Consider the following 22,866-nt stretch of genomic DNA (forward strand, 5'->3'; position numbering starts at 1 on the left):
TACTCGAAAAAACATCTATAAATGAACTACTTATGAAATCAGATTACAATAATGTCAATGAACATAATACTAACCAGCTGGTTTTCAACTTATTTTAATTGGACACTAGTGTTAATATTTAGTAAATTAAAAATAAATCAGGACCCTAAAGATCCATTATTTGAAAAATATTCCCGAAAAATATTCACAGGCAGAAGATATCAAAGCGTTAAAAGCGCTACAAAATCTGGCTTTACTGATAGAGTAGTTCCTGTTAACAGTGGATTAAATCCCTACAGCGGTAGTTGGGGCAAGCAAGAGGTACTGCATTTACTAAAACGTACTGGTTATGGTTTTAAAAAAAATGATGTAGATGCATTACTAGCTTTAAATATGACAAACGCAGTCAATGCTGTGTTGAACATCAGTACTACTGCGCCTTCGCCTCCCGTAAATTCATACAATAATTATTCGCCAGATGAGAGCAACTTGCCCTACGGTGCTGACTGGACAAATGACCCATTACCTGCCGGAACCAATACCACTAACTCGAGAAGAATAGATTCATTAACACAGTGGAATTTTGGTTTAGCTTGTGATCAAAATGTGACTATTAAGGAAAAAATGACTTGGTTTTGGTATCATTTTATTCCAGTAGATTTCGACACCGTGCGTAGTGCACCATTTTCATATGCGGGCAGTAATTCAAGTCGCATATTGTACTCCTACATGAAAATGTTTCGAGATAATCCGCTTGGAAATTACAAAACACTGATTAGAAAAATGGCTACACAGCCCGCCATGATGTACTATTTAAACAATCAAGCCAATACAAAAACATCTCCAGATGAGAATTTTGCACGAGAGCTTATGGAGCTTTTTACTTTAGGAAAAGACCCATTAAGCCAGTATTCTGAAGTTGATGTGATACAAGCAGCAAAAGTTTTAACAGGATGGAGAGTGGTCAACTTAAATACTGCAACACCCAGCACTAATTTTGATATCAATTTTCATGACACGAGCAATAAGCAGTTTTCCTCGTTTTTTAACAATACCGTCATTAACAGCGCTGGTGCTTCAGAGTTAGATGCTTTGATTGATATGATTTTCACAAAATCACAAGTAGTTTCAGAATATATTTGCCGCCGATTATACCGCTATTTTATCTATTATGATATTGATGCTACTATAGAGACAAACATCATTAGGCCATTAGCACAAACATTTGTGGCTAACAACTGGGAAATCGCACCGGTACTAAACCAACTTTTCAAAAGCCAACATTTTTATGATATGGCCAATAGAGGCGTTTACATTAAATCGCCTTTTGATCTGGTCATTGGTAGTTTGCGGACTTTTAAATTGAATTATACGGTTACAGACGCAACTAATTTTGAAGCGCAATACAGAGTTTGGAATTACTTCAACAATACTGTTTTAAGCGGTTTAGAACAAACAATGGGGGAAATTCCAAATGTTTCCGGTTGGGTTGCTTTTTATCAAAATCCATCTTTTCATGAATATTGGATCAATTCCAGTACCACACAAAAAAGATTCGATTTCTTAAATAGACTTTTTAACGGTTACAATCTTACTTACAACTCGCTCACAACTCGTATCGAAGTAGATCTGATAGGTTTTATTCAACAATTTGATCCTGCTATTTGCGCTGACCCCGATTTACTTGTCTCGGAATGCATAAAATTTTTATTACCAATTGATATTAGTAGTACTCAAAAGGAACAAATAAAAATACAATCACTGCTTTCCAATCAAACAACGAATAATTACTGGACTTCAGTTTGGTCACTTTATCTCAGTGATACTTCAAACACTACCAACAAAAATAGTGTAAAAACAAGATTGAAATCTTTGCTAGTTACACTTACTCAACTTGCTGAATACCAATTAATGTAACCTTTTGAAGTTATGAAAAGAAGAAGTTTTATAAAAACAAGTGCGTTAGCATCGATCCCTTTAGCTTTGAATGGAATTCCAGTAATGGCATCAGCTTCGATTGAAAGTAACGCATTAGATGTTTTGGCAAACGCAGCGGTAAATTGCGGAAAAATTTTAGTTATCATTCAAATGAATGGGGGCAACGATGGGTTAAATACCGTTTTCCCTTTAGATAAATGGACAAATTTAAATAACGCACGTTCAAATATATTGATGAACCAAAGTTCTGTTCTGCCATTGGCTAATAATGCAACTACTGGCCTACATCCTGCAATGTCTGAAATGAAAAATTTGCATGATAATGGCAAATTAATGATTGTTCAAGGGGTGTCCTATCCCAATCCGAGTTTCAGTCATTTTAGAGCAACTGATATTTGGTTTACAGCTTCTAATAGCAATCAAACTCTTGATAGTGGCTGGCTAGGACGATCGCTAGACACCATATATCCTAATTTTCCTATTGGTTATCCTAATAGCGCCATGCCGGATCCATTGGCTATTCAAATAGGTTCTACTTTGCCTTTTTCGTTGCAAGGACCTACTATTAATATGGGATATAATGCTCCAGATCCAAATGCACTTTTGAACGTTATTAATCAAATTACAGATCCCGCACCTAATTCTGATTACGGTACGGAGCTGACTTTTTTACGTTTAATGAAAGACCAAAGCAATGTATATCGCACTGCAATACAAGCTGCTTTTAATACTGCTCAGTCACAAACCGCAACATATCCCAGCGCTAATAAATTAGGAGATCAATTAAAAATTGTTGCCAAATTAATTAACGGCGGCTTACAAACTCCTATTTACATTGTCAATCATCCTAATACATCTGATTTACACAGTGGTCAAGTAGATGCTGCCGATAAGACCAAAGGCGCTCATGCTACTAACCTCAGTATTTTATCGCAGGCAATTCATGCATTTCAACAAGATTTAGAACTTATGGGGAAGTCAGATTTAGTAACAGGAATGACTTTTAGTGAATTTGGTCGAAGAATTAAAAGTAATGGAAGTCTTGGTACCGATCATGGAGCTGGAGCGCCTGTGATTTTCTTCGGAGCCGCCTTGAATACAGGATCTAGTTCTATAACAGCTCAAAATCCAGTTTCAGGTATGATCGGCAGTTCACCAAACATACCATTGAACGCAACAGTTTCTGACCAAATTGCTATGCAGTTTGACTTTAGACAAATTTATTCCTCGATTATGCAAGATTGGTTGTGTATGAGTGAAGCACAAACTGCGGAAGTTTTGGGTGGCACTTTTACAAAATTAGCCCTGTTCAAAACTGCAACTTTAGATACTGTTTCTTATGAAAATGAACACTTTTTTGTTGTTTATCCAAATCCAATTACAAACAATACTATCAATATTAATTTTAAAGATAGTTTAAGTGATTACGTAAATGTGCAGTTGTTTACGATTCAAGGAACAAAAGTCTTCCAGAAATCGTTCAAAGTGTATGGAAATACTTTAACATTTTCGCCAGATAATACCTTGGCATCTGGAATCTACATATTAGAAATAGAATACAACAACTATAAATTCCACACCAAAGCGATTGTGTCTTGATAAATTAAGAATGGCAATTTTTAACGTACTTCATAAATAAAACAAGCTAAAACACAGGGATTCTCTAAGGTACACTTTAACTCTCTCCGCGTTAATTTGTACTTTTTCTATGTAAAATAACTACTCCCTTTTAATCTCATGACCTACAAACTCTTCTAAAACTTCAAACATTTCATCTACAGTAAGCACTTCTAAATCGGGATGGGTTTTTAAGAAATTAGCGTTCAAAGCAACTATATTTTCTTCTATTTCAAAAAAAGTGTCGTTATTCAGCAAATCTCTAATTGGGTTTACGCCTTCCAGTTTTCCTTTTAAGAATTTATTGAGTTTTACACTACTCATTAATTTTACTTTTTTGGATTGTTGTTGAAACAATTCCAAATGCTTTTCAGCACCAATCAAAGTCAAACCTTCTTCTATCAACTCGTTTAATTCTTTATTCCAACCCGAATTGTAGACAAATTGCGCAAAATTACCTTCAGTGTATTGGGAAGTGTAATAATCTAAATAATAACTCATCAGCGCGTCTTCATGAATTAAATCATCATCTATTTTTTCCTCGCGCATCAGGTTAATTACTGAAATATTAGAGTGGATGACATCTTGTGGATTTTCGCTGTTTGAGGCGGTTTCTGAGATAATTATTCTACCGAATTCCATAGATTTTGTGTTAGACTGTTTGGTACAAATTTCGGGTAAAATACTGAGGAATCGAAATGTTTTTTTTTAGCCACAGATTACAATGATTAACACAGATTTAAATACGCTACAGATTAAATCTCATCAGATTTGTCACTACTCTTTTTCTGATTCATTTTTGTAACCAATGCCTTCAAGCGTAATACTTTTGCTGCTTTTCCTTCTTGAAGTTTAGTCTTTTTCCGATTAAGCAATTTGGCGTGTAACGCCTTGTTTTTGGTGTTTTTTTTCGGGTCCTTTGGGCATAAATCATACTACTCTTAATTACTTTTACAAAGATAAAAAAGCACCTCTCTTTCTGGATGTGTTATCTATAAAAACAGAAACTATCTTTTAAAAAAATAAGTTATCTTAGCAATATGAAAATGAAAGAGTCCATACAAATAAAGTTAGCTGAATTTTTGACATTATGCAAAAGCCATAATGTTAAAAATATTTATGCTTTTGGTTCTGCTGTGACTGAAAATTTCAATGATGAATCCAGTGATATTGATTTATTAATCGAAATTGATACTGAAGACCCTATCGAACGTGGGGAAAATTTGATGGATATTTGGGACAAACTAGAAGAATTTTTTCAAAGAAAAGTTGATTTATTGACCATTTCATCCATTAAAAATCCAATTCTTAGAAAAAATATAGACGCTACAAAAATTTTACTTTATGACGGAAAAGAGCAAAAAGTATCTTTCTGATGTCTTAATGGCGATAACATTAATTCGCGAATTTACTTTTGAGATTACCGATTTCAATATGTATGACAAAGACAGAAAAACTCAAAGTGCCGTTGAAAGGCAGCTGGTAATTATTGGGGAAGCATTAAATAAATTAAGACAGACTGAAAATATTTTTATAATTGAAAATGGCAATCAAATTATTGGTTTCCGTAATCGTTTGGTTCACGCTTATGACAGCATTGACAATTCAATAGTTTGGGCAATTCTTAATCGTCACTTAGAAAAATTAAAATTAGAGATTGAGAATTTAGAAAACTACAAGTAGCATCCACTTGATCCATTTAAAGCAAAATGTAGACAGCTCTTGTTCCAGACAAAAAATAGCCACAAATTACAATGATTAACACAGATTTAAATACGCTACAGATTAAATATCATCAGATTTGTCACTACTCTTTTTCTGATTCATTTTTGTAACCAATGCCTTCAAGCGTAATGCTTTTGCTGCTTTCTCTTCTTGAAGCTTAGCCTTTTTCCGATTGAGCAATTTGGTATGTAAAGCCTTATTTTTGGTGTTTTTTTCGGGTCCTTTGGGCATGGTTTACAGTCTTCATTAATTACAGTTACAAATGTAGATAATCATTTTATGTTATCCCAAAAAACGTCTTTCACCAATAAATCCCTAGCCCCGATAGCAGTGAAAATCCTTATTGTTTTTTCTTTAAAAACAATAAGATTGCAACGTATAGCGGGAAATAGCTTCAAATAAAAATTCTATTGCTTATTTTTGCATTCAATAAAATTGAATCATGATACAGAATCCAAAAAGATATACGATTACCGCGGCATTGCCGTATACGAACGGACCGATTCATATTGGGCATTTGGCGGGTGTTTACGTGCCATCGGACATTTATTCCAGATATTTAAGATTGCAAGGAAGAGACGTTTTGTTTGTTTGCGGAAGCGACGAACACGGTGTGGCGATCTCTATGAAAGCCAAAAAAGAAGGTATTACGCCACAGGAAGTAATCGATAAATATGATGGTATTATCCGTAAATCGTTCTCTGATTTTGGAATTTCGTTTGATAATTATTCCAGAACTTCGGCTAAAATTCATCATGATACGGCTTCGGAATTTTTTAGAAAACTGTACGAACAAGGTGATTTTATTGAAGAAGTAACCGAGCAATTGTATGATGCAAAAGCAGATCAATTCTTGGCAGACCGTTTTGTGGTGGGAACTTGCCCAAAATGTGGTAACGAAGAAGCCTACGGTGACCAATGCGAAAAATGTGGTTCTACGCTGAATGCTACGGATTTAATTAATCCAAAATCTACAATTACAGGAGAAACTCCAATCATGAAAGCGACGAAACACTGGTTTTTGCCTTTGGATCGTTATGAAGATTTCTTGAAAGAATGGATTCTCGTTGGACATAAAAATGACTGGAAACCAAATGTATACGGTCAAGTAAAATCATGGATTGACGGCGGATTAGAGCCTCGTGCGGTAACTCGCGACTTAGATTGGGGAATTGATGTTCCAGTTGAAGGTGCTGAAGGAAAGAAATTATACGTGTGGTTTGATGCACCGATTGGCTATATTTCGGCTACGAAAGAATGGGCTTTGCGCGAAGGAAAAGATTGGGAACCATACTGGAAAGATCAAGAAACAAAACTGGTACATTTCATTGGGAAGGACAATATTGTTTTTCATTGCGTGATTTTTCCAGCGATGTTGAAAGCCGAAGGAAGTTATATTTTGCCTGATAATGTTCCTGCCAATGAGTTTTTGAACTTAGAAGGAAATAAATTGTCTACGTCTAAAAACTGGGCGGTTTGGTTGCACGAATACTTGGAAGAATTCCCGAATCAGCAGGATGTTTTGCGTTATGCTTTAACATCGAATGCTCCGGAAACTAAGGATAATGATTTTACCTGGAAAGATTTTCAAGCGAGAAATAATAATGAATTAGTTGCGATTTATGGTAATTTCATTAATCGCGTCGTGGTTTTGACTAATAAATATTACAACGGAATTGTACCTCATTCGAATGAATTTTCAGCTGTCGATGAAGCAACTTTAACCGAATTGAAAGCCTATCCAGCTGTGATTTCAAGTTCACTGGAGCGTTACAGATTTCGTGAAGCGTTGAGCGAATTAATGAATGTGGCTCGTTTAGGAAATAAATATCTGGCAGATGAAGAGCCTTGGAAAGTTATCAAAGACAATCCAGAGCGCGTACAAACTCAAATGTATGTGGCGTTGCAAATTGCAGCTGCTTTGAGCTCCCTTTGCGAACCATTCTTGCCCTTTACCGCTAAAAAATTATCAAGAATTTTAAAAATAGAAAGTCCGTTGAACTGGAATACTATTGCTCAAAATTCTGATTTGATTCCGGCTGGTCACCAAATTGGAGAACCGGAATTGTTGTTTGCCAAAATTGAAGATGAAGAAATTCAAAAACAAATAGACAAACTGGAAGCAACTAAAACGGCTAATAAGGAAGAGATTGCTTCGTCCCTCGCAATGACTGAACCACAAAAAGAAGCGATTCAATTTGAGGATTTTGCTAAAATGGATATTCGTACAGGAACTATCTTGGAAGCCGAAAAAATGCCGAAAGCCAACAAACTTTTGATTTTGAAAGTAGACACCGGAATTGATGTTCGCACCATAGTTTCAGGAATTGCAGAGAGTTTTAAACCTGAAGAAATTATAGGTAAAAAAGTTACTGTCTTAGTGAATTTGGCTCCAAGAAACCTTCGCGGCGTAGAAAGTCAAGGCATGATTTTGATGACAACGAATGCCGAAGGAAAACTGGTTTTTGTAAATCCGGATACGGATGGAGTTGCCAATGGAGAGACGATAAATTAAGAAAAATCAACCACGAATTCGCTAATTAATATATACTCCTATTATATTAATTAGCGAATTCGCGGTAAAATAAATCAGATATGAACCTTAAAGTAATTGCTTTCGATGCCGATGATACCTTATAGATCAACGAAACGTATTTTGATGAAACCGAGCAAAAATTCTGTGGTTTGATGGAAGACTATTTGTCCCACCAAGGCATTTCTAAAGAATTATTTAAAGTCGAAATTGACAATTTAAAATTGTACGGCTACGGAATCAAAGGCTATATTCTTTCTATGATAGAGGCGGCGATGACCATTTCGAACAATACCATTCCGATTGAAATCATCGAAAAAATTATCCAATACGGAAAAGAATTACTAGAAAAGCCAATTGTTTTATTGGATGGTGTCGAAGAAACTTTGGAAGCTTTACACGGAAAATACAAATTAGTAGTTGCCACTAAAGGCGATTTACTAGACCAACGCAGAAAATTACACAATTCGGGTTTGGGTCATTATTTTCACCATATCGAGGTGATGTCAGATAAACAAGAAGTTGATTATTCTGATTTAATTAAACGTCTCGAAATACAACCTGAAGAATTTTTCATGATTGGAAATTCTCTAAAATCAGATGTGTTACCTGTTTTAGCCATTGGCGGACATGCTGTTCATATTCCGTTTCACACGACCTGGGCGCACGAAAAAATTGATCACAAAGTAGAACATGAAAACTTCAGTGCTTTCGAAAAAATAACCGAAGTACTAAAAAAGCTAGAACACTAAAATAGCAACAAAACACAACTCATAAAACAGGTTGATTCCTTTGTAATCGTATGCCTAAATGCGTCATGGCAAACCATTTTTCACTCTATTTATTCCCTATTTATTTATAAAAACTAAATTGCGAGCGTTATAAAAGCTCATTCAGCTTGGTTTTTTAACATTATTTATATGATACTTTTAAAAAAGTACATTGTCAAGGAACAAATTTTTACTTATTTACAAGATTATGAGGAATGTTTGTATAATTAACTGATGTGATATTTTAAACAAAAAAAGTGATGTAAATTTGCTATGAATTTAAATAAAAAAATAATGAAAAAAATCATTCTTACGTTCGTTTTTGCATCTACATTAACAACAATGAGTGCACAAACAGAGACTACACAAACTAAAGAGGTTGCTGTAGAAAATAATTACAACAAATGGTCTATTGAATTAGCTGGAGGTTTAAACAAACCGATGAGACCTATGACTGCTGGATATAGAACTGCTGTTACTAGTGCTTATGTAGCTGATTTAGGTGTGCGTTATATGTTCAATAACAAATTTGGTTTGAAAGCTGATTTTGGATATAACAGTTTTAAAGAAGGTGAAAATTCAATAGGATTTGATTCTAAATACTACAGAGCTGACTTACAGGCAGTTGCTAACTTAGGAAGAATCATGAGCTTTGAAACTTGGACAAACACTCTTGGTTTATTAGGTCATGCTGGTTTTGGATTAGGTTTTGGTGAATCTGATAACTTTTCAGGAACTGATAGAATTGGTAATTTTATTGCTGGTGTTACTGGTCAAATCAAATTATCTAATAGAATTGCATTGACTGGAGATTTTACAACAATTCTTAATGCAAAACAAAACCGTACTTTTGATGGTGCAAGCACAATAGGATCTCCTGGTTTTGGTGGTGTACTTTTTAATGGTACAGTAGGTTTAACTGTTTACTTAGGAGGTAATGAAAAACATGTTGACTGGGTAATTGATAATTATAGCGAAATCGAAAACTTGAGACAACGTATTGCTGATATTGAAACATCAATGTTGGATACTGACAAAGATGGTGTTGCTGATTACCTAGATCAAGAGCCTAACACTATCGGTGGTGTAATGGTTGACTCAAAAGGTAAATCTATTGATTTGAACAACAATAATGTTCCTGACGAATTAGAAAGCTATTTGCTTAAGACTTACGGACAAAATTCTGATAAATCATCTATCGTAAACAATAGTACATTAATCAAAAACTTAATCAACGAAGGGTATGTAAGTACTTATTTTGATTTCAATAAATCTACTCCAACTAATGTATCTACTGAAGGAATCGATTTTATCTTGACTTATTTAAGAAACAATCCTTCTGCATCAGTTGATATTATTGGTCATGCTGACGAATTAGGAAGATCAGAGTACAATGATAAATTGTCAACTGCAAGAGCAAACAGTGTGAAAGAAACTTTAATTAAAGCAAATATTAGTGCTTCAAGATTAAACGTTATAGCAGCTGGTGAAGATTCTTCAGTTGAAAAAGATTCAGATGCAGCTAGAAAATTAGTAAGAAGAGTTACTTTCAGAATAAAATAAGCTCCTTATTTCATACTACAAAGCCCTAAAAGAAATTTCTTTTAGGGCTTTTTTTATGTCTTTTTAATTTTAGTCTACTGCAATTTTAATCGCTTAGATTTAATAAAAGTTCCTTTAAATTGAATTTTAGATTTCAAAGATTAGAAGTACTTTTGAAAAAAATAAAATCATCCCATTTTGAAAACCCTTTTAGACATTGAAAACTGGTCCAGAAAAGAACATTTTCATTTTTTTAGACAATTTAAAGAACCATTTTTTGGTGCAACTGTAGAGATCGATTGCACGCAAGCTTATGCTACTGCAAAATCACTAAACACTTCATTTTTCATCTATTATTTACACAATACATTAGTAGCGGTTAATGCTACTGAATCTTTTCGCTATAGAATTTCGGGAGATCAAATATTTGTTTGTAAACAAATTAATGCATCGGCAACAATAAGTCGTAGTGACGGTAGTTTTGGGTTTTCTTTAATCGAATTTAACCCTGATTTTGAAATTTTTACTGCAAATGCATTAGCAGAAATAGAAAGAATACAAACTACAACCGGGTTATTTACCCGAACTTTTGAGGATGATAATGTGATCCATTTTTCGGCTATTCCCTGGCTCGATTTCACTTCCTTGTCACATGCCAGAAGCTATACTTTTCCCGATAGTTGTCCTAAAATCTCTTTTGGAAAAATGAAAATTAATGAAAACGGAAAAAGAACCATGCCCATGTCAATTCACGTGCATCATGGACTAGTCGATGGCTTGCATTTGGGACAATTTGTCGATTATTTTCAAGAAATAATGAATCAATAAAACATTAGACTCTTTCAGAATAACATTTCGCTTTATTTATCTTCTACTTCTGCTGAAGAACCACTAGCTCAAAAATATTTATGTTTCCAATAGCATTTCATCCTATTTATCAGCATCCGTTGCCCGAGGGACATCGCTTTCCTATGCTGAAATATGAATTGCTCCCCCAGCAATTAGTTCATGAAGGAACTGCCTCTGCAGCTGATTTTTTCGAACCTGAAATGTGTGATTTAGCTCCCGTTTTGGCTATTCATACCACTGAATATGTGAATGATTTACTGCAACTCACATTAGATACAAAAGCAGCTCGAAAAATTGGTTTTCCGCTTTCAAAAGAATTGGTAGAACGAGAATTGATAATTGCGCAAGGAACCATTACAGGAGCACAAAAATCATTCGATACCAAAGTGTCGTTTAATATTGCAGGCGGCACACATCATGCCTTTACAGATCACGGAGAAGCTTTTTGCTTGTTGAATGATCAAGCCATTGCTGCTCAATTTTTATTGAATCATAAACTGGCTAAAAAAATAGTAATCATCGATTTAGACGTGCATCAAGGGAATGGAACGGCTGAAATTTTTCAAAACAATCCAAATGTGTTCACATTTTCTACGCATGGCAAAACCAATTATCCGTTCAAAAAAGAAACTTCTGATTTAGACATCGCCTTTGATGATGGAACAACTGATGATGTGTTTCTAAAAACTATTGGCGCTATAATTCCAAAATTAATCGAAACACAAAAACCTGATTTCATCTTTTATTTAGCAGGTGTTGATATTTTAGCTTCAGACAAATTAGGAAAATTAAGTTGCTCGCTGGATGGTTGTAAAAAAAGAGATGAATTGGTTTTTAAGCTTTGTGCAAAACATCAAATTCCGGTACAAGTTTCTATGGGTGGTGGGTACTCGCCTAATATCAAAACAATTATCGAGGCGCATGCCAATACGTACAGAGTTGCAAAAAGTATTTTCTAAATTATTTTAATACTTGGATACTTGCGCTCAAATTCACGACTGCTTCTTGCTGTGCAATAAAAAAAAGCACGAACTCCTAATGAAGAATTTCGTGCCTTTATAATCTCATTATTATTTACTTAAAAGCAATACTTCATTTGCAACAATTTCGGTCACATAGCGCTTTTCACCGTTTTTATCGTCGTAACTTCTGTGTGTTAGCTTGCCTTCTATTCCTATCTCTTTTCCTTTGACAACATATTTTTCAATAATATCAGCAGTTTTTCCCCAAGCCGTAACGCGGTGCCATTCCGTTTGCTCCACTTTATCACCGTTCTCTTTGTAATAGACATCATTTGTGGCGATGCTTACGGTGGCTAATTTTTTGCCTCCTTCTAATGTTTTTACTTCTGGATCTTGACCTACTCTTCCAATTAATTGTACTCTGTTTTTCATGGCGTGTAAATTTAAATATTAGTGTTTATAGTTACCTTGTTAAATCGTTCATTCGAATCAACAGGGCAAAGATGCGACAGGTTCAAAACTGTATGCGGTTACTAACTACTTACTTTCGGTTGTAACTATTTGTAACCGTTTGTAAATGGCTAAAAAATAATTATATTTGTTGAAAATCAAATTATTATGCAAGCCAAAATAAACAAAGTAGAACTACGAAATCTAGAGTTTGACGACTACAAAGAACTTAAAAACTCAATGGTAGAGTCATATCCTGAAATGGTAGGTTCTTACTGGAGAGAACATCATATCGAAAAATTACTTAGCCTTTTTCCTGAAGGTCAATTGGTAATTTTAGTAGATGGAAAAGTTGTTGGCTCTGCATTATCGCTAATTGTTGATGAAAGTTTAGTAGATAAAAATCATAATTACTCAGATATTACTGGGAAATATACCTTTTCGACCCACAATCAAAAAGGAGATGTCTTGTACGGAATTGATATTTTTATACACCCCAATTACCGTGGACTGCGCTTAGGCCGCCGATTGTATGATGCTCGAAAAGAGTTGTGTGAACAATTAAATCTTAAAGCCATTGTTTTTGCAGGAAGGATCCCTAATTACGGCAAGCACTCTGCTGCGCTAACTCCAAAAAATTATATCGAAAAAGTAAAAAGAAAAGAGTTGCATGACTCTGTTCTTTCTTTTCAGTTGAGTAACGATTTCCACGTCATCCGAGTAATGAAAAATTACTTAGAAGGCGATATGGATTCAAAAGAATTTGCTGTTTTATTGGAATGGAATAATATTTATTACGACGAAAGTCCAAAATTAATTAACCTCGCAAAAAGTGTTATTCGATTGGGACTAGTCCAGTGGCAAATGCGTCAATTGAATAATCTAGATGCTTTATTTGAACAATGCGAGTTTTTTATTGATGTAGTTTCCGGTTACGGATGTGATTTTGCCTTATTTCCAGAGCTTTTCACTGCTCCGCTTATGGCTGATTACAACCATTTATCTGAAGCTGAGGCAATCCGAGAACTGGCACGACATACAGACCCTATTCACAAACGATTTAAGGAATTAGCCATTTCTTACAACATCAATATCATTACAGGAAGTATGCCTTTCCTAGAAAATGGTACGTTATACAATGTGGGTTTCTTGTGTAAAAGAGATGGAACTTCAGAGATGTATGCTAAAATTCACGTTACTCCAAACGAAGTGCAACATTGGGGAATGACGGGTGGATCGCAAATTAAAACATTTGATACCGATTGTGGAAAAATAGGAATTATGATTTGTTATGACGTCGAATTTCCAGAACTATCTCGATTATTAGCAGATGAAGGCATGAATATATTATTTGTACCTTTCCTAACAGATACACAAAACGCCTATACTAGAGTAAAGCATTGCGCGCAAGCTAGAGCCATCGAAAACGAATGTTATGTGGCTATTGCGGGTTGTGTGGGGAATCTTCCTAAGGTAAACAATATGGATATTCAATACGCACAATCAGCTGTGTTTACTCCATCAGATTTTGCTTTTCCTAGTAACGGAATCAAAGCCGAAGCCACTCCAAATACTGAAATGACGCTCATTGTAGATGTCGATTTAGACTTACTAAAAGAATTGCATGAGCACGGAAGTGTTCGCATCCTTAAAGATCGTAGAACTGATTTGTACGATATCAAAAAAATAAATCCATGAATAAAACCTGTTTAGAATGTGGAGAAAAAATTGTAGGTCGTGAGGACAAAAAATTCTGTAGTGACGGCTGTCGCAACGCTTACAACAATAAAATAAATAAAGATAGTACTAATTTTATGCGCAACATCAACAATAAGTTGCGCAAAAATTACCGCATTCTATCCGAACTAAATGTAGAAGGAAAATCTAAAACCACTCGGGCTAAACTCCTAAGCAAAGGTTTTGATTTTGATTTTTTTACCAATATTTTAAAAACCAAAACAGGAAATACCTATTATTTCCTCTACGACCAGGGCTACATGGTTTTAGATAATGATTACTATATGCTAGTCAAAAAAGACATTTAAATACCACAACCCCAAAACTAACCAACCAAAATGAAAAAAGATTATTCCCCAATTTTTTCAAGCCTATTCATCCTAGTAATTTTAGGATTAATTTACTTTACTATGATGCCCCATTGGACCTCAGATGAGGCTGCTCCTCCTGCAGAATTTTCTACCAAACGTGCCTTAATGCAAGTGGAAGCAATTTCAAAAAAACCACATTATGTAGGTTCACAAGAACACGAAGTAGTGGCTGATTATCTTATAAAAGAACTGAATAAATTAGGCTTGGAGACCGCAGTTCAGCAGGGTTATACGCTAAGCAATTGGGGAAATCTCGTGCAATCAAAAAATATTCTGGCACGAATAAAAGGAACTAATACTGCAAAATCCTTATTGCTGCTTTCGCATTATGATAGTGCACCACATTCCTTTTCTAAAGGAGCGAGTGATGCAGGTTCTGGTGTTGCCACTATTCTAGAGAGTGTTCGGGCTTTTTTATATGCTAAAACACCGCATAAAAACGATATTATAATTCTGTTTTCGGATGCTGAAGAACTAGGATTAAATGGAGCTGCACTTTTTGTAACGCAACATCAGTGGGCGAAAGAAGTAGGTTTAGTGCTAAACTTTGAGGCGCGAGGTTCTTCTGGACCCAGCTATATGCTGATGGAAACCAATGCAGGCAATGCAGGATTAGTAAAAGAATTTGCTGCTGCTAATGCCACTTTTCCAGTATCAAACTCCTTGATGTACAGCATTTATAAAATGCTACCTAACGATACTGACTTGACTGTTTTTAGAGAGCAAGCAAATATTCAAGGCTACAATTTTGCTTTTATTGACGATCATTACAATTACCACACGGCACAAGATGACAGCAACCATTTAGATAAAAATACACTAGCACATCAAGGTTCTTATTTGATGCCATTATTAAAATATTTCTCAAATGCTGATTTAAGCACAACTAAAGCTAACGAAGATTACATCTATTTCACCATACCTTTTACGTTCATCAGTTATCCTTTTAGTTGGATTTTACCCATGATGGCAGTTGCAATAGTACTGTTTATCTTTCTTTTATTTTTAGGAAGAGCCAAGCGAATTTTATCATTCCGCGAAATTCTGACCGGTTTTATACCGTTTATAGGAGCTTTACTAGTTGCTGGATCACTTACCTTTTTCGGTTGGAAAGGACTATTGGCCGTTTATCCGCAATACAACGATTTACTTAATGGATTTACATACAATGGGCACGCTTACATCGCTGCATTTGTGTTGCTCTCTTTAGCGATTTGTTTTCTCTTTTACAATCGATTCTCAGCAAATAAAGTTACTATGAATCACTATGTAGCACCATTGTTTTTGTGGATACTGATTAATGGAGCTATTGCTTTTCGTTTGCAAGGAGCAGGATTTTTAATTATTCCCGTTTTCTTAGCCCTATTTATTTTTGGTGTTTTTATTGTAACTCAACGATCCAATAAAATCCTAAATCTCATTTGTAGTATTCCTGCTTTGATTATCATCGTTCCGTTTATCCAAATGTTTCCAGTAGGATTGGGATTAAAAGTACTGTTTGGAAGTGCTATTCTCACTGTTTTGACTTTCGGATTATTGTTGCCAGTTTTTGGGGCTTTCGCCAAAAAGGGAATGTGGTCGGTACTATTTTTTGTATTAGCTATTTGCTTCTTTGCAAAAACACATTCAGAATCCGGTTATGAGTATGGAAAAGCCAAATCCAACAGTTTATTGTATCTCTACAACGCTGACACAGGCAAAGCCAATTGGGCAACCTATGACAAAAATCTCGATTCGTGGACCAAAGCTTATTTGGGTAAAAATCCAAAAGATGCTGCGGCTTTAAATGAATATCCACTGTTTAGTAAATATAATTCTGGATTTACCTATGCAACCCCAGCGCCGAAAAAAAATCTTGCAACACCAACCATAACATTTCTTGAAGATCGTATAGAAGGAAATAAAAGATATTTGAAAATAAAAATTACCCCAAATCGAACCGTAAATAGATACGATATTTTTGCCAATGAAAAAATGGCTATCCACGATTTTATTGCTAATGGTGTGACTACATTAAGTCAAAAAAATTCTTTGTACGAACGCAAGGGCAAAAAAATAGTAAGTTATTATGTGGTGAATAATGCTCCTTTAGAAATACAATTTAACATCAATATTGCTACCGTTTTGGATATGGAATTAATGGAAAGTTCATTCGATTTAATGACAAATCCATTGTTTAAAATAGAGAAAAGAGAAAACTGGATGATGCCAACTCCTTTTGTATTAAACGATGCAGTGGTCATTAGACAAAAAATTAAAGCAAGTCCTGTTGTTGTTCTAGTAGTAGAAAAATGGATCCCAAACCAAGTTCAAAAATTCCAAAAAACGACAATAGCTGACAGCTTAAAAACCGAATAACAAACTCATAATGACAAAAATTAGCATTTTAGGTTGTGGTTGGTTGGGCTTGCCTTTGTCGAAAGCCTTAGTGAAAAATGAGTATTTAGTCTCCGGATCGACTACTTCTATAGAGAAAATAGCGGTATTAGAAAATGCAGGAATCGAACCTTTTTTAATTGTACTTTCAGAAAATAAGACCATTGGAAACCTAACTGAATTTCTCGCTGATTCTGAGATTCTTATTATCGATGTACCACCAAAACTTCGTGGCTCAGAAACGGAAAACTTTGTTTCTAAGATTAAAAATATCATTCCGTTTATAGAAAAATCAGCTGTTCAAAAAGTGCTTTTCATCAGTTCAACCTCAGTTTATAATGATGACGATGCATTTGTTACTGAAGAAACAATTGCCAGACCTGCTACTGAAAGCGGCAAACAATTACTGGAAACGGAACAACTATTGCAAAATAACATCAATTTTAAAACGACAATACTTCGTTTTGGTGGGCTAATTGGCGAGGATCGTCATCCCGTAAAATTCCTAGCAGGTCGCGAAAATCTAGAAAATCCTAATGCGCCCATAAACTTAATTCATCAAGAAGATTGCATAGGAATAATAAACGCTATTTTGTCTCAACAGGTTTGGGGCGAAACTTTAAATGCAGTTACAACGTATCATCCTACTAGAGCGGAATATTACACTCAAAAGGCTGTCGAATTGAATTTGGCTTTGCCCAAATTCACCACTGATAGCAATTCTAATCGAAAAATAATTTTAAGCGATTATTTAGAAACCGTTTTAAAGTATACTTTTACACAACCAAATTTGTAATGTGAGAACTAAAATTAAAAATGCCATTTCGTCAAGAATTAGTGCAATTGGACTGCCTATTTTGGCTTTGTGCTGGATTAGTTTTTTTTGGGGAACTACCTGGATTGCTTCAAAGGAAGGCGTAAAACACATGCCTGCTCTACAACTGGCAGCTATTAGACAATTTATCGGTGGTTTTATTTATATTGCCTTTTTCTTATTCAAAAAAACACCTTGGCCCAAAGGGAAACAATGGAAAACCATATTTATTTTGAGTATCGTTAATTTTGTTTTAAGCAACGGCCTCAGTACTTGGGGCGTAAAATACATCAGTAGTGGGCTGGGAGCAATTATTGGTGCTATTGTACCTTTGTGGATCGTTATTATTACTTTTTTCAGAGGAGAGCGATTGGCGCGATTAACGGTTATGGGTTTAATTGTCAGTTTTGGAGGTATATGTGTGATTTTTTACGATCATTTGAGTGATTTCATGATTCCTGATTTTAGATTCGGAATTATTTTATCCTTAATAGCCACACTAACTTGGGCATTTGGTTCTTTATACACCAAGAAAAAAGCGGCTAGTTTTAATCCCTATTTTAGTTTGGGATTACAAATGTTTATATCTAGTATTTTACTTTTTGCCTATAATGGTGCAACAGGAACCTCGGTGAGTTTAACTGCGATTCCAGCAATTTCCTGGTGGTCGATAGCGTATTTAGTTGTTTTTGGTTCTGTACTTACTTTTATTGCCTTTATTTATGCACTTCAAAATCTTCCTGCCGAAATTAGTAGTGTTTATGCGTATATTAATCCCATTATTGCGGTTTTACTCGGTGCAGCAATCTTTGGCGAAACATTAAATGCTGCTATAGCCATTGGTGGTGGAGTCACCTTATTTGGATTGTACTTGGTGAATTATTCGTTGCGAAAAGGACGGAAATGATATAATATCAACCTAATAAAATTAAAAACTATGAAGCTAAAAATTATTTTTTTAATGACAACCGTTCTTGCTCAATTTGCCGTTCACGGGCAACGCAAGAAAGATACTGTGGTTCCAAATGAAAATTTGATTACGGAAAATATTGCAGAAATACCCAAAGAACTTGCCAATGAGGTGAAAAAGTATTCGGAATCAAGAAGTGCTTCTTTGGCAGAAATCCATCCTACAAAAAATGACATTATCATTAACACCCGGTTTGGTTCAACTTCACAATTACACCGCGTTACCCAGCCTATGGGAGCCAGAACTCAAATTACTTTTTTTGACGAACCTGTGAGTGGTGCCACTTACGAACCTACAAAAGGGGAATACTTAATTTATTCTAAAGACATTGGAGGGAATGAATTTGGTCAATTATTCAAACTTGATTTAAAAACACTCCAATCTACGCTATTAACGGATGGGAGAAGATCCCAAAATGGAGACGTAACTTGGCGAAAAGACGGGAAAGGATTCTATTATTCTTCCACCAAAAAAAATGGAGGAGATAGAGATATTTATTATATGGATCCAAACAATCCTAAATCTGAAAAGTTAATTTTTCAGGTAAAAGGTGGCGGATGGAGCATACAGGACATTTCATCAGATAATAAAAAACTACTTATCGGCGAATTTATTTCTATAAACGAATCGTATATCTGGTTATTAGATATTGAAACCGGTAAATTAACCGAAGTTACTGATAGAAATATAAAAAGTGTAACACAAACTGGTGCTGGTTTTTCAAATATTAATAATGAGATTTGGTTCATAACCGACAAGGATAACGAATTTCAGCGACTGGCCACAATTAATTTAGACACCAAAAAAGTATCTTATTACACCTCGAATATCCCATGGAACATAGAGATTTATACTTTATCCGAAGATAAAAAATCAATCGTTTTTGTCAGTAACGAAGCAGGATTAAACAAAATGTATTTAATGAATGCCAATACAAAATCGTACAAAGAGGTGAAAAATATTCCCGTAGGACTAATAGGCGGAGCTAGTTTTACAAAGGACAATCAGCATGTTTTCTTCACACAATCTACAGCCCAATCTGCATCTGATGTTTATAAATTAATTACAAAAACGGGCAAAATAGAACGTTGGACAGAAAGTGAACTTGGTGAAATGCAACAATCGGACATGTCAGTTCCGAAATTCATTGAATGGAAAAGTTTCGATGATTTAAAAATTTCTGGTTTTTACTATCCCGCTTCTCCAAAATTCAAAGGAAAAAGACCTGTCATAATTATGATTCATGGCGGTCCTGAAGCGCAATCTTTGGCTTCATTCTTAGGTTCGAATAATTTTTACACTAGTGAAATGGGTGTTTCTTTGCTGTATCCCAACGTAAGAGGTTCTTCTGGTTTTGGGAAAACTTTTTTAACTAAAGATAACGGTTTTCTGAGAGAGGATTCCGTAAAGGATATTGGCGCTTTATTGGATTGGATTGGGCAACAACCTGAATTAGATAAAGACAGAGTTATGATTATGGGCGGAAGTTATGGTGGTTATATGACTTTGGCCACAGCGTTCCATTATGCGGATAAGATAAAATGTTCCGTTGATATTGTAGGTATTTCAAATTTCAATACCTTTTTGAAAAACACCGAAGAATACAGAAGAGATTTAAGAAGAGCGGAATATGGTGATGAAAGAGAGGCGGAAATGGCTGCTTTTTTCGAAAAAATGGCTCCTCTAAACAATATTGAGAAGATTAAAAAACCATTGTTTATCATTCAAGGAACTAATGACCCCAGAGTTCCTGTGACTGAAGCAACTCAGATGCGAGATAAACTAAAAGCTCAGGGCAACACGGTTTGGTATCTTGAAGCAAAAGATGAAGGACATGGATTTAAAAAGAAACCAAATATCGATTTTCAACGCTTGGCTGTAATTCGATTCATGCAGGAATATTTAGTAAAATAAACAATAAAAAAAATCCCATTCAGATAACTAGACTGCACCCAAAAAGTTAGACACTATTTGGGCGCAGTTCAAAGCGAATGGGATTTTTTTATGCTATAATGATTCTTACCAGATTCTCACACGTTTTTCAGGTGCAATGAACATCCCGTCATTTTCTTTGATATCAAAAGCTTGATAAAAAGTATCAATGTTTTGCAAAGTCACGTATGCACGATACATTCCTGGTGAGTGTGGATCTGTTTTTACTTGGTTTTTCAAGGCCTCATCACGCATTTTTGAACGCCAGATCGTTGACCAAGAAATGAAAAAACGCTGCTCAGGCGTGTATCCGTCAATCAAGCCAGGATTTCCGTTCTCTTTCAAATACAATTGTAAACCGTCATAAGCTGCATTTACACCACCTAAATCACCAATGTTTTCACCTAGTGTAAATTTACCATCTACAAAAGTCCCAGGCAATGGCTCTAATGCGCTGTATTGTGCGGCAAGAGCTCCTGTTAAAGCCGAGAATTGTTTCAAATCTTCGGCATTCCACCAGTCTACTAAATTTCCGTCAGCATTATAACGCGATCCTGAATCGTCAAAACCGTGTGAAATTTCGTGACCGATAACGCCACCAATTCCGCCATAATTTACAGCTTCATCAGCTTGATAGTTGTAAAAAGGTGGTTGTAGGATAGCTGCTGGGAATACAATCTCATTGTTTGATGGGTTGTAATAGGCATTTACTGTTTGTGGTGACATGCCCCAACGTTCTTTATCAACTGGTTTGTTCAACTCAGCAATATTTTCTTCAAAACGCCATTTGGCCATGCTCAAAGCATTTGTAAAATAGCTTCCTCCTTCTTGTGGACTTTTGATAGTCAAGGCAGAATAGTCTTTCCACTTGTCAGGATACCCAATTTTTATTCTGGATTTGTTCAATTTAGCCAATGCGCTTACCTTAGTTTCAGCAGACATCCACGACAAATTGTTAATTCTATTTTCGAAAGCTAAGAAGATATTTTTGATCATTTTTTCTGCTTTTGCTTTGGCCTCAGCCGGAAATTTTTTCTCTACGTATAATTTTCCTAAAGCTTCTCCAACCGTTCCATTGATCGTTTGAAGTGCTCTTTCGTCACGAGGTCTTTGGCTTACCGCACCCGTTAAGGTTTTTCCGTAAAATTCAAAGTTTGCATTTTCAATATCTGTAGACAATTGGCTTGATGCTCTGTTCAATAAACTCCAACGCATGTAAGCTTTCCACTGGTCAACTTTGTTTTCTTTCAACATAGTTTCAAGCGCCACCATGTATTTAGGTTGTGATACAATTACAGTATCTACTTTCGCCAAACCAATTTTAGTAAAATAGGTGTTCCAGTTGATCGATGGTGTTAATTTACTCAACTCAGCCAAAGTCATTGGGTTGTAAGACTTACGACGGTCTCTGCGCTCTACTCTGTCTAATCTTGGTTTAGACATTGCAATTTCAAGGGCTAAAATTTTCTCAGCATTTGCTTGTGCTACGGCTGGCTTATCACCAAGATATTGTAGCATTTTCGCAACGTGAAGTACATATTTCGCACGTTTTTCTTTAGAATCAGCATCTTCAGAAACGTAATAATCTCTGTCTGGCAAACCTGCGCCTCCGGGACCTACATTAATTACATTTCGGCTGCTGTTTTTAGCATCAGTACCTACGCCAGCACCCATAAATCCAATTCCGCCAATAGGTTCCATTTCGATCAATAATGCTTCAAGATCTTTAGCATTCTTAACTGCATCAATTTTTTTAAGGAAAGGTTTCAATGGCGCAATTCCCATTTTGTTACGACCAACTGTGTCCAAAATCGACTTGTATAAATTGATCGCTTTTCCTTGATCTGTATTTGATTTGTAAGTTGGGTTTGTAGCCGCCTTTTTTAAAATAGCAAGCGCATCAGCATCTGTTCTTTGACGCAATTCATCAAAACTTCCCCAACGGGTTCTATCAGCAGGAATAGCGGTGTTGTCTAACCAAGTTCCGTTTACATAACGAAAGAAATCGTTGCTTGGTTTTACATTTTTATCCATGTAATTTACATTTATTCCCGGTTCTTTAGCTGCCGAAGCATTCTGAGCTTGACTCACTGCAAAAGCCATCATTGCAGGAATCACAAAAAGCAGTTGCTTATTGTTGTTTTTTTTCATTTTTTTTAGTTTTTTAGTTATCTTAACAAAGCTATTAATAAATAATTTGATTTTAGTTAAAATCTATTTTTTAGGAATACCCTCTTTTAGACTAAAAAACTTCCTAAAGGTTTAATGTTAAATGTTACAATCACGAGCTACTTATTTCAA

19 protein-coding genes are annotated in these 22,866 nt (G+C 35.3%); 15 read left to right on the top strand and 4 right to left on the bottom strand.

Features of this window, described 5'->3' with window-relative positions; all coding sequences use genetic code 11:
• The first annotated feature begins 57 nt into the window (after window positions 1–57).
• Together ACNQGB_RS09010 and ACNQGB_RS09015 are read left to right on the top strand one after the other, a co-directional pair.
• Window positions 58–1,896, top strand: coding sequence for a DUF1800 domain-containing protein (locus tag ACNQGB_RS09010; RefSeq protein WP_417945329.1), 1,839 nt, complete (start codon window positions 58–60; stop codon window positions 1,894–1,896).
• A gap of 12 nt (window positions 1,897–1,908) precedes the next feature.
• Window positions 1,909–3,516 (top strand): DUF1501 domain-containing protein, encoded by a 1,608-nt coding sequence (locus tag ACNQGB_RS09015; protein WP_417945327.1) that lies wholly within the window; start codon window positions 1,909–1,911, stop codon window positions 3,514–3,516.
• A gap of 120 nt (window positions 3,517–3,636) precedes the next feature.
• On the opposite strand, the gene ACNQGB_RS09020 is transcribed toward ACNQGB_RS09015, so the two are convergent.
• Window positions 3,637–4,176, bottom strand: coding sequence for a DMP19 family protein (locus ACNQGB_RS09020; protein ID WP_417945326.1), 540 nt, complete (start codon window positions 4,174–4,176; stop codon window positions 3,637–3,639).
• Between the two features lie 404 nt (window positions 4,177–4,580).
• Between ACNQGB_RS09020 and ACNQGB_RS09025 the strand changes: the two genes are divergently transcribed.
• Window positions 4,581–4,910, top strand: a complete 330-nt coding sequence (locus tag ACNQGB_RS09025) for a nucleotidyltransferase family protein (protein WP_417945324.1) — start codon at window positions 4,581–4,583, stop codon at window positions 4,908–4,910.
• Window positions 4,879–5,217: a HepT-like ribonuclease domain-containing protein gene (locus ACNQGB_RS09030; RefSeq protein WP_417945322.1), complete on the top strand. Its 339-nt coding sequence runs from the start codon at window positions 4,879–4,881 to the stop codon at window positions 5,215–5,217. Before ACNQGB_RS09025 ends, ACNQGB_RS09030 begins: the two co-directional genes overlap by 32 nt.
• A gap of 102 nt (window positions 5,218–5,319) precedes the next feature.
• Here ACNQGB_RS09030 and ACNQGB_RS09035 read toward each other — a convergent pair whose 3' ends face one another.
• Window positions 5,320–5,490 (bottom strand): hypothetical protein, encoded by a 171-nt coding sequence (locus ACNQGB_RS09035; RefSeq protein WP_417945321.1) that lies wholly within the window; start codon window positions 5,488–5,490, stop codon window positions 5,320–5,322.
• A 211-nt stretch (window positions 5,491–5,701) separates the two neighbouring features.
• Between ACNQGB_RS09035 and metG the strand changes: the two genes are divergently transcribed.
• The 5 genes from metG to ACNQGB_RS09060 all read left to right on the top strand — a co-directional run bounded on the left by metG (window position 5,702) and on the right by ACNQGB_RS09060 (window position 11,912).
• Window positions 5,702–7,774: a methionine--tRNA ligase gene (gene metG, locus ACNQGB_RS09040; RefSeq protein WP_417945319.1), complete on the top strand. Its 2,073-nt coding sequence runs from the start codon at window positions 5,702–5,704 to the stop codon at window positions 7,772–7,774.
• Between the two features lie 125 nt (window positions 7,775–7,899).
• The gene (locus tag ACNQGB_RS09045) at window positions 7,900–8,544 is read left to right on the top strand and encodes an HAD family hydrolase (protein WP_417945331.1); all 645 of its coding nucleotides are present in this window, start codon (window positions 7,900–7,902) and stop codon (window positions 8,542–8,544) included.
• A gap of 312 nt (window positions 8,545–8,856) precedes the next feature.
• Window positions 8,857–10,125: an OmpA family protein gene (locus tag ACNQGB_RS09050; RefSeq protein WP_417945317.1), complete on the top strand. Its 1,269-nt coding sequence runs from the start codon at window positions 8,857–8,859 to the stop codon at window positions 10,123–10,125.
• Between the two features lie 177 nt (window positions 10,126–10,302).
• Window positions 10,303–10,932, top strand: a complete 630-nt coding sequence (locus ACNQGB_RS09055) for a CatA-like O-acetyltransferase (protein WP_417945315.1) — start codon at window positions 10,303–10,305, stop codon at window positions 10,930–10,932.
• An 80-nt stretch (window positions 10,933–11,012) separates the two neighbouring features.
• Complete coding sequence (locus ACNQGB_RS09060) at window positions 11,013–11,912, top strand: histone deacetylase family protein (RefSeq protein ID WP_417945314.1); 900 nt, start codon at window positions 11,013–11,015, stop codon at window positions 11,910–11,912.
• 111 nt (window positions 11,913–12,023) lie between these two features.
• On the opposite strand, the gene ACNQGB_RS09065 is transcribed toward ACNQGB_RS09060, so the two are convergent.
• The gene (locus tag ACNQGB_RS09065; protein ID WP_417945312.1) at window positions 12,024–12,347 is read right to left on the bottom strand and encodes a single-stranded DNA-binding protein; all 324 of its coding nucleotides are present in this window, start codon (window positions 12,345–12,347) and stop codon (window positions 12,024–12,026) included.
• A 186-nt stretch (window positions 12,348–12,533) separates the two neighbouring features.
• Between ACNQGB_RS09065 and ACNQGB_RS09070 the strand changes: the two genes are divergently transcribed.
• From ACNQGB_RS09070 to ACNQGB_RS09095, 6 genes are read left to right on the top strand one after another with little or no spacing between them, the layout of a single operon-like run.
• A complete protein-coding gene (locus tag ACNQGB_RS09070) occupies window positions 12,534–14,063 on the top strand; it encodes a GNAT family N-acetyltransferase (protein WP_417945311.1) in 1,530 nt (509 codons plus the stop codon).
• Window positions 14,060–14,410 (top strand): hypothetical protein, encoded by a 351-nt coding sequence (locus tag ACNQGB_RS09075; RefSeq protein ID WP_309757735.1) that lies wholly within the window; start codon window positions 14,060–14,062, stop codon window positions 14,408–14,410. The genes ACNQGB_RS09070 and ACNQGB_RS09075 overlap by 4 nt, the downstream gene beginning before the upstream one ends.
• Window positions 14,411–14,440: 30 nt before the next feature.
• Entirely contained in the window at window positions 14,441–16,831 is a 2,391-nt protein-coding gene (locus tag ACNQGB_RS09080; protein WP_417945309.1) for a M28 family peptidase, read from the top strand.
• Window positions 16,832–16,841: 10 nt separating this feature from the next.
• Complete coding sequence (locus tag ACNQGB_RS09085; protein ID WP_417945307.1) at window positions 16,842–17,645, top strand: SDR family oxidoreductase; 804 nt, start codon at window positions 16,842–16,844, stop codon at window positions 17,643–17,645.
• Window position 17,646: 1 nt separating this feature from the next.
• Window positions 17,647–18,570 carry a DMT family transporter gene (locus ACNQGB_RS09090; RefSeq protein WP_417945305.1) on the top strand — a complete coding sequence of 308 codons (924 nt, stop codon included), beginning with the start codon at window positions 17,647–17,649 and terminating at the stop codon, window positions 18,568–18,570.
• A gap of 30 nt (window positions 18,571–18,600) precedes the next feature.
• A complete protein-coding gene (locus tag ACNQGB_RS09095; protein ID WP_417945303.1) occupies window positions 18,601–20,547 on the top strand; it encodes a S9 family peptidase in 1,947 nt (648 codons plus the stop codon).
• Window positions 20,548–20,652: 105 nt separating this feature from the next.
• On the opposite strand, the gene ACNQGB_RS09100 is transcribed toward ACNQGB_RS09095, so the two are convergent.
• Window positions 20,653–22,716: a M13 family metallopeptidase gene (locus tag ACNQGB_RS09100; protein WP_417945301.1), complete on the bottom strand. Its 2,064-nt coding sequence runs from the start codon at window positions 22,714–22,716 to the stop codon at window positions 20,653–20,655.
• Between the last annotated feature and the right edge of the window lie 150 nt (window positions 22,717–22,866).

The sequence above is a fragment of the Flavobacterium frigidum genome (assembly GCF_048286795.2).

Bases quoted from the DNA above. Each gene is read 5' to 3' on its own strand.
- ACNQGB_RS09080 (WP_417945309.1), top strand. From the start codon at position 14,441: ATGAAAAAAGATTATTCCCCAATTTTTTCAAGCCTATTCATCCTAGTA.
- ACNQGB_RS09010 (WP_417945329.1), top strand. From the start codon at position 58: ATGAACATAATACTAACCAGCTGGTTTTCAACTTATTTTAATTGGACA.
- ACNQGB_RS09100 (WP_417945301.1), bottom strand. From the start codon at position 22,716: ATGAAAAAAAACAACAATAAGCAACTGCTTTTTGTGATTCCTGCAATG.
- ACNQGB_RS09065 (WP_417945312.1), bottom strand. From the start codon at position 12,347: ATGAAAAACAGAGTACAATTAATTGGAAGAGTAGGTCAAGATCCAGAA.
- ACNQGB_RS09030 (WP_417945322.1), top strand. From the start codon at position 4,879: ATGACGGAAAAGAGCAAAAAGTATCTTTCTGATGTCTTAATGGCGATA.
- ACNQGB_RS09060 (WP_417945314.1), top strand. From the start codon at position 11,013: ATGTTTCCAATAGCATTTCATCCTATTTATCAGCATCCGTTGCCCGAG.
- ACNQGB_RS09015 (WP_417945327.1), top strand. From the start codon at position 1,909: ATGAAAAGAAGAAGTTTTATAAAAACAAGTGCGTTAGCATCGATCCCT.
- metG (WP_417945319.1), top strand. From the start codon at position 5,702: ATGATACAGAATCCAAAAAGATATACGATTACCGCGGCATTGCCGTAT.
- ACNQGB_RS09050 (WP_417945317.1), top strand. From the start codon at position 8,857: ATGAAAAAAATCATTCTTACGTTCGTTTTTGCATCTACATTAACAACA.
- ACNQGB_RS09095 (WP_417945303.1), top strand. From the start codon at position 18,601: ATGAAGCTAAAAATTATTTTTTTAATGACAACCGTTCTTGCTCAATTT.
- ACNQGB_RS09070 (WP_417945311.1), top strand. From the start codon at position 12,534: ATGCAAGCCAAAATAAACAAAGTAGAACTACGAAATCTAGAGTTTGAC.
- ACNQGB_RS09085 (WP_417945307.1), top strand. From the start codon at position 16,842: ATGACAAAAATTAGCATTTTAGGTTGTGGTTGGTTGGGCTTGCCTTTG.
- ACNQGB_RS09025 (WP_417945324.1), top strand. From the start codon at position 4,581: ATGAAAGAGTCCATACAAATAAAGTTAGCTGAATTTTTGACATTATGC.
- ACNQGB_RS09020 (WP_417945326.1), bottom strand. From the start codon at position 4,176: ATGGAATTCGGTAGAATAATTATCTCAGAAACCGCCTCAAACAGCGAA.
- ACNQGB_RS09035 (WP_417945321.1), bottom strand. From the start codon at position 5,490: ATGCCCAAAGGACCCGAAAAAAACACCAAAAATAAGGCTTTACATACC.
- ACNQGB_RS09075 (WP_309757735.1), top strand. From the start codon at position 14,060: ATGAATAAAACCTGTTTAGAATGTGGAGAAAAAATTGTAGGTCGTGAG.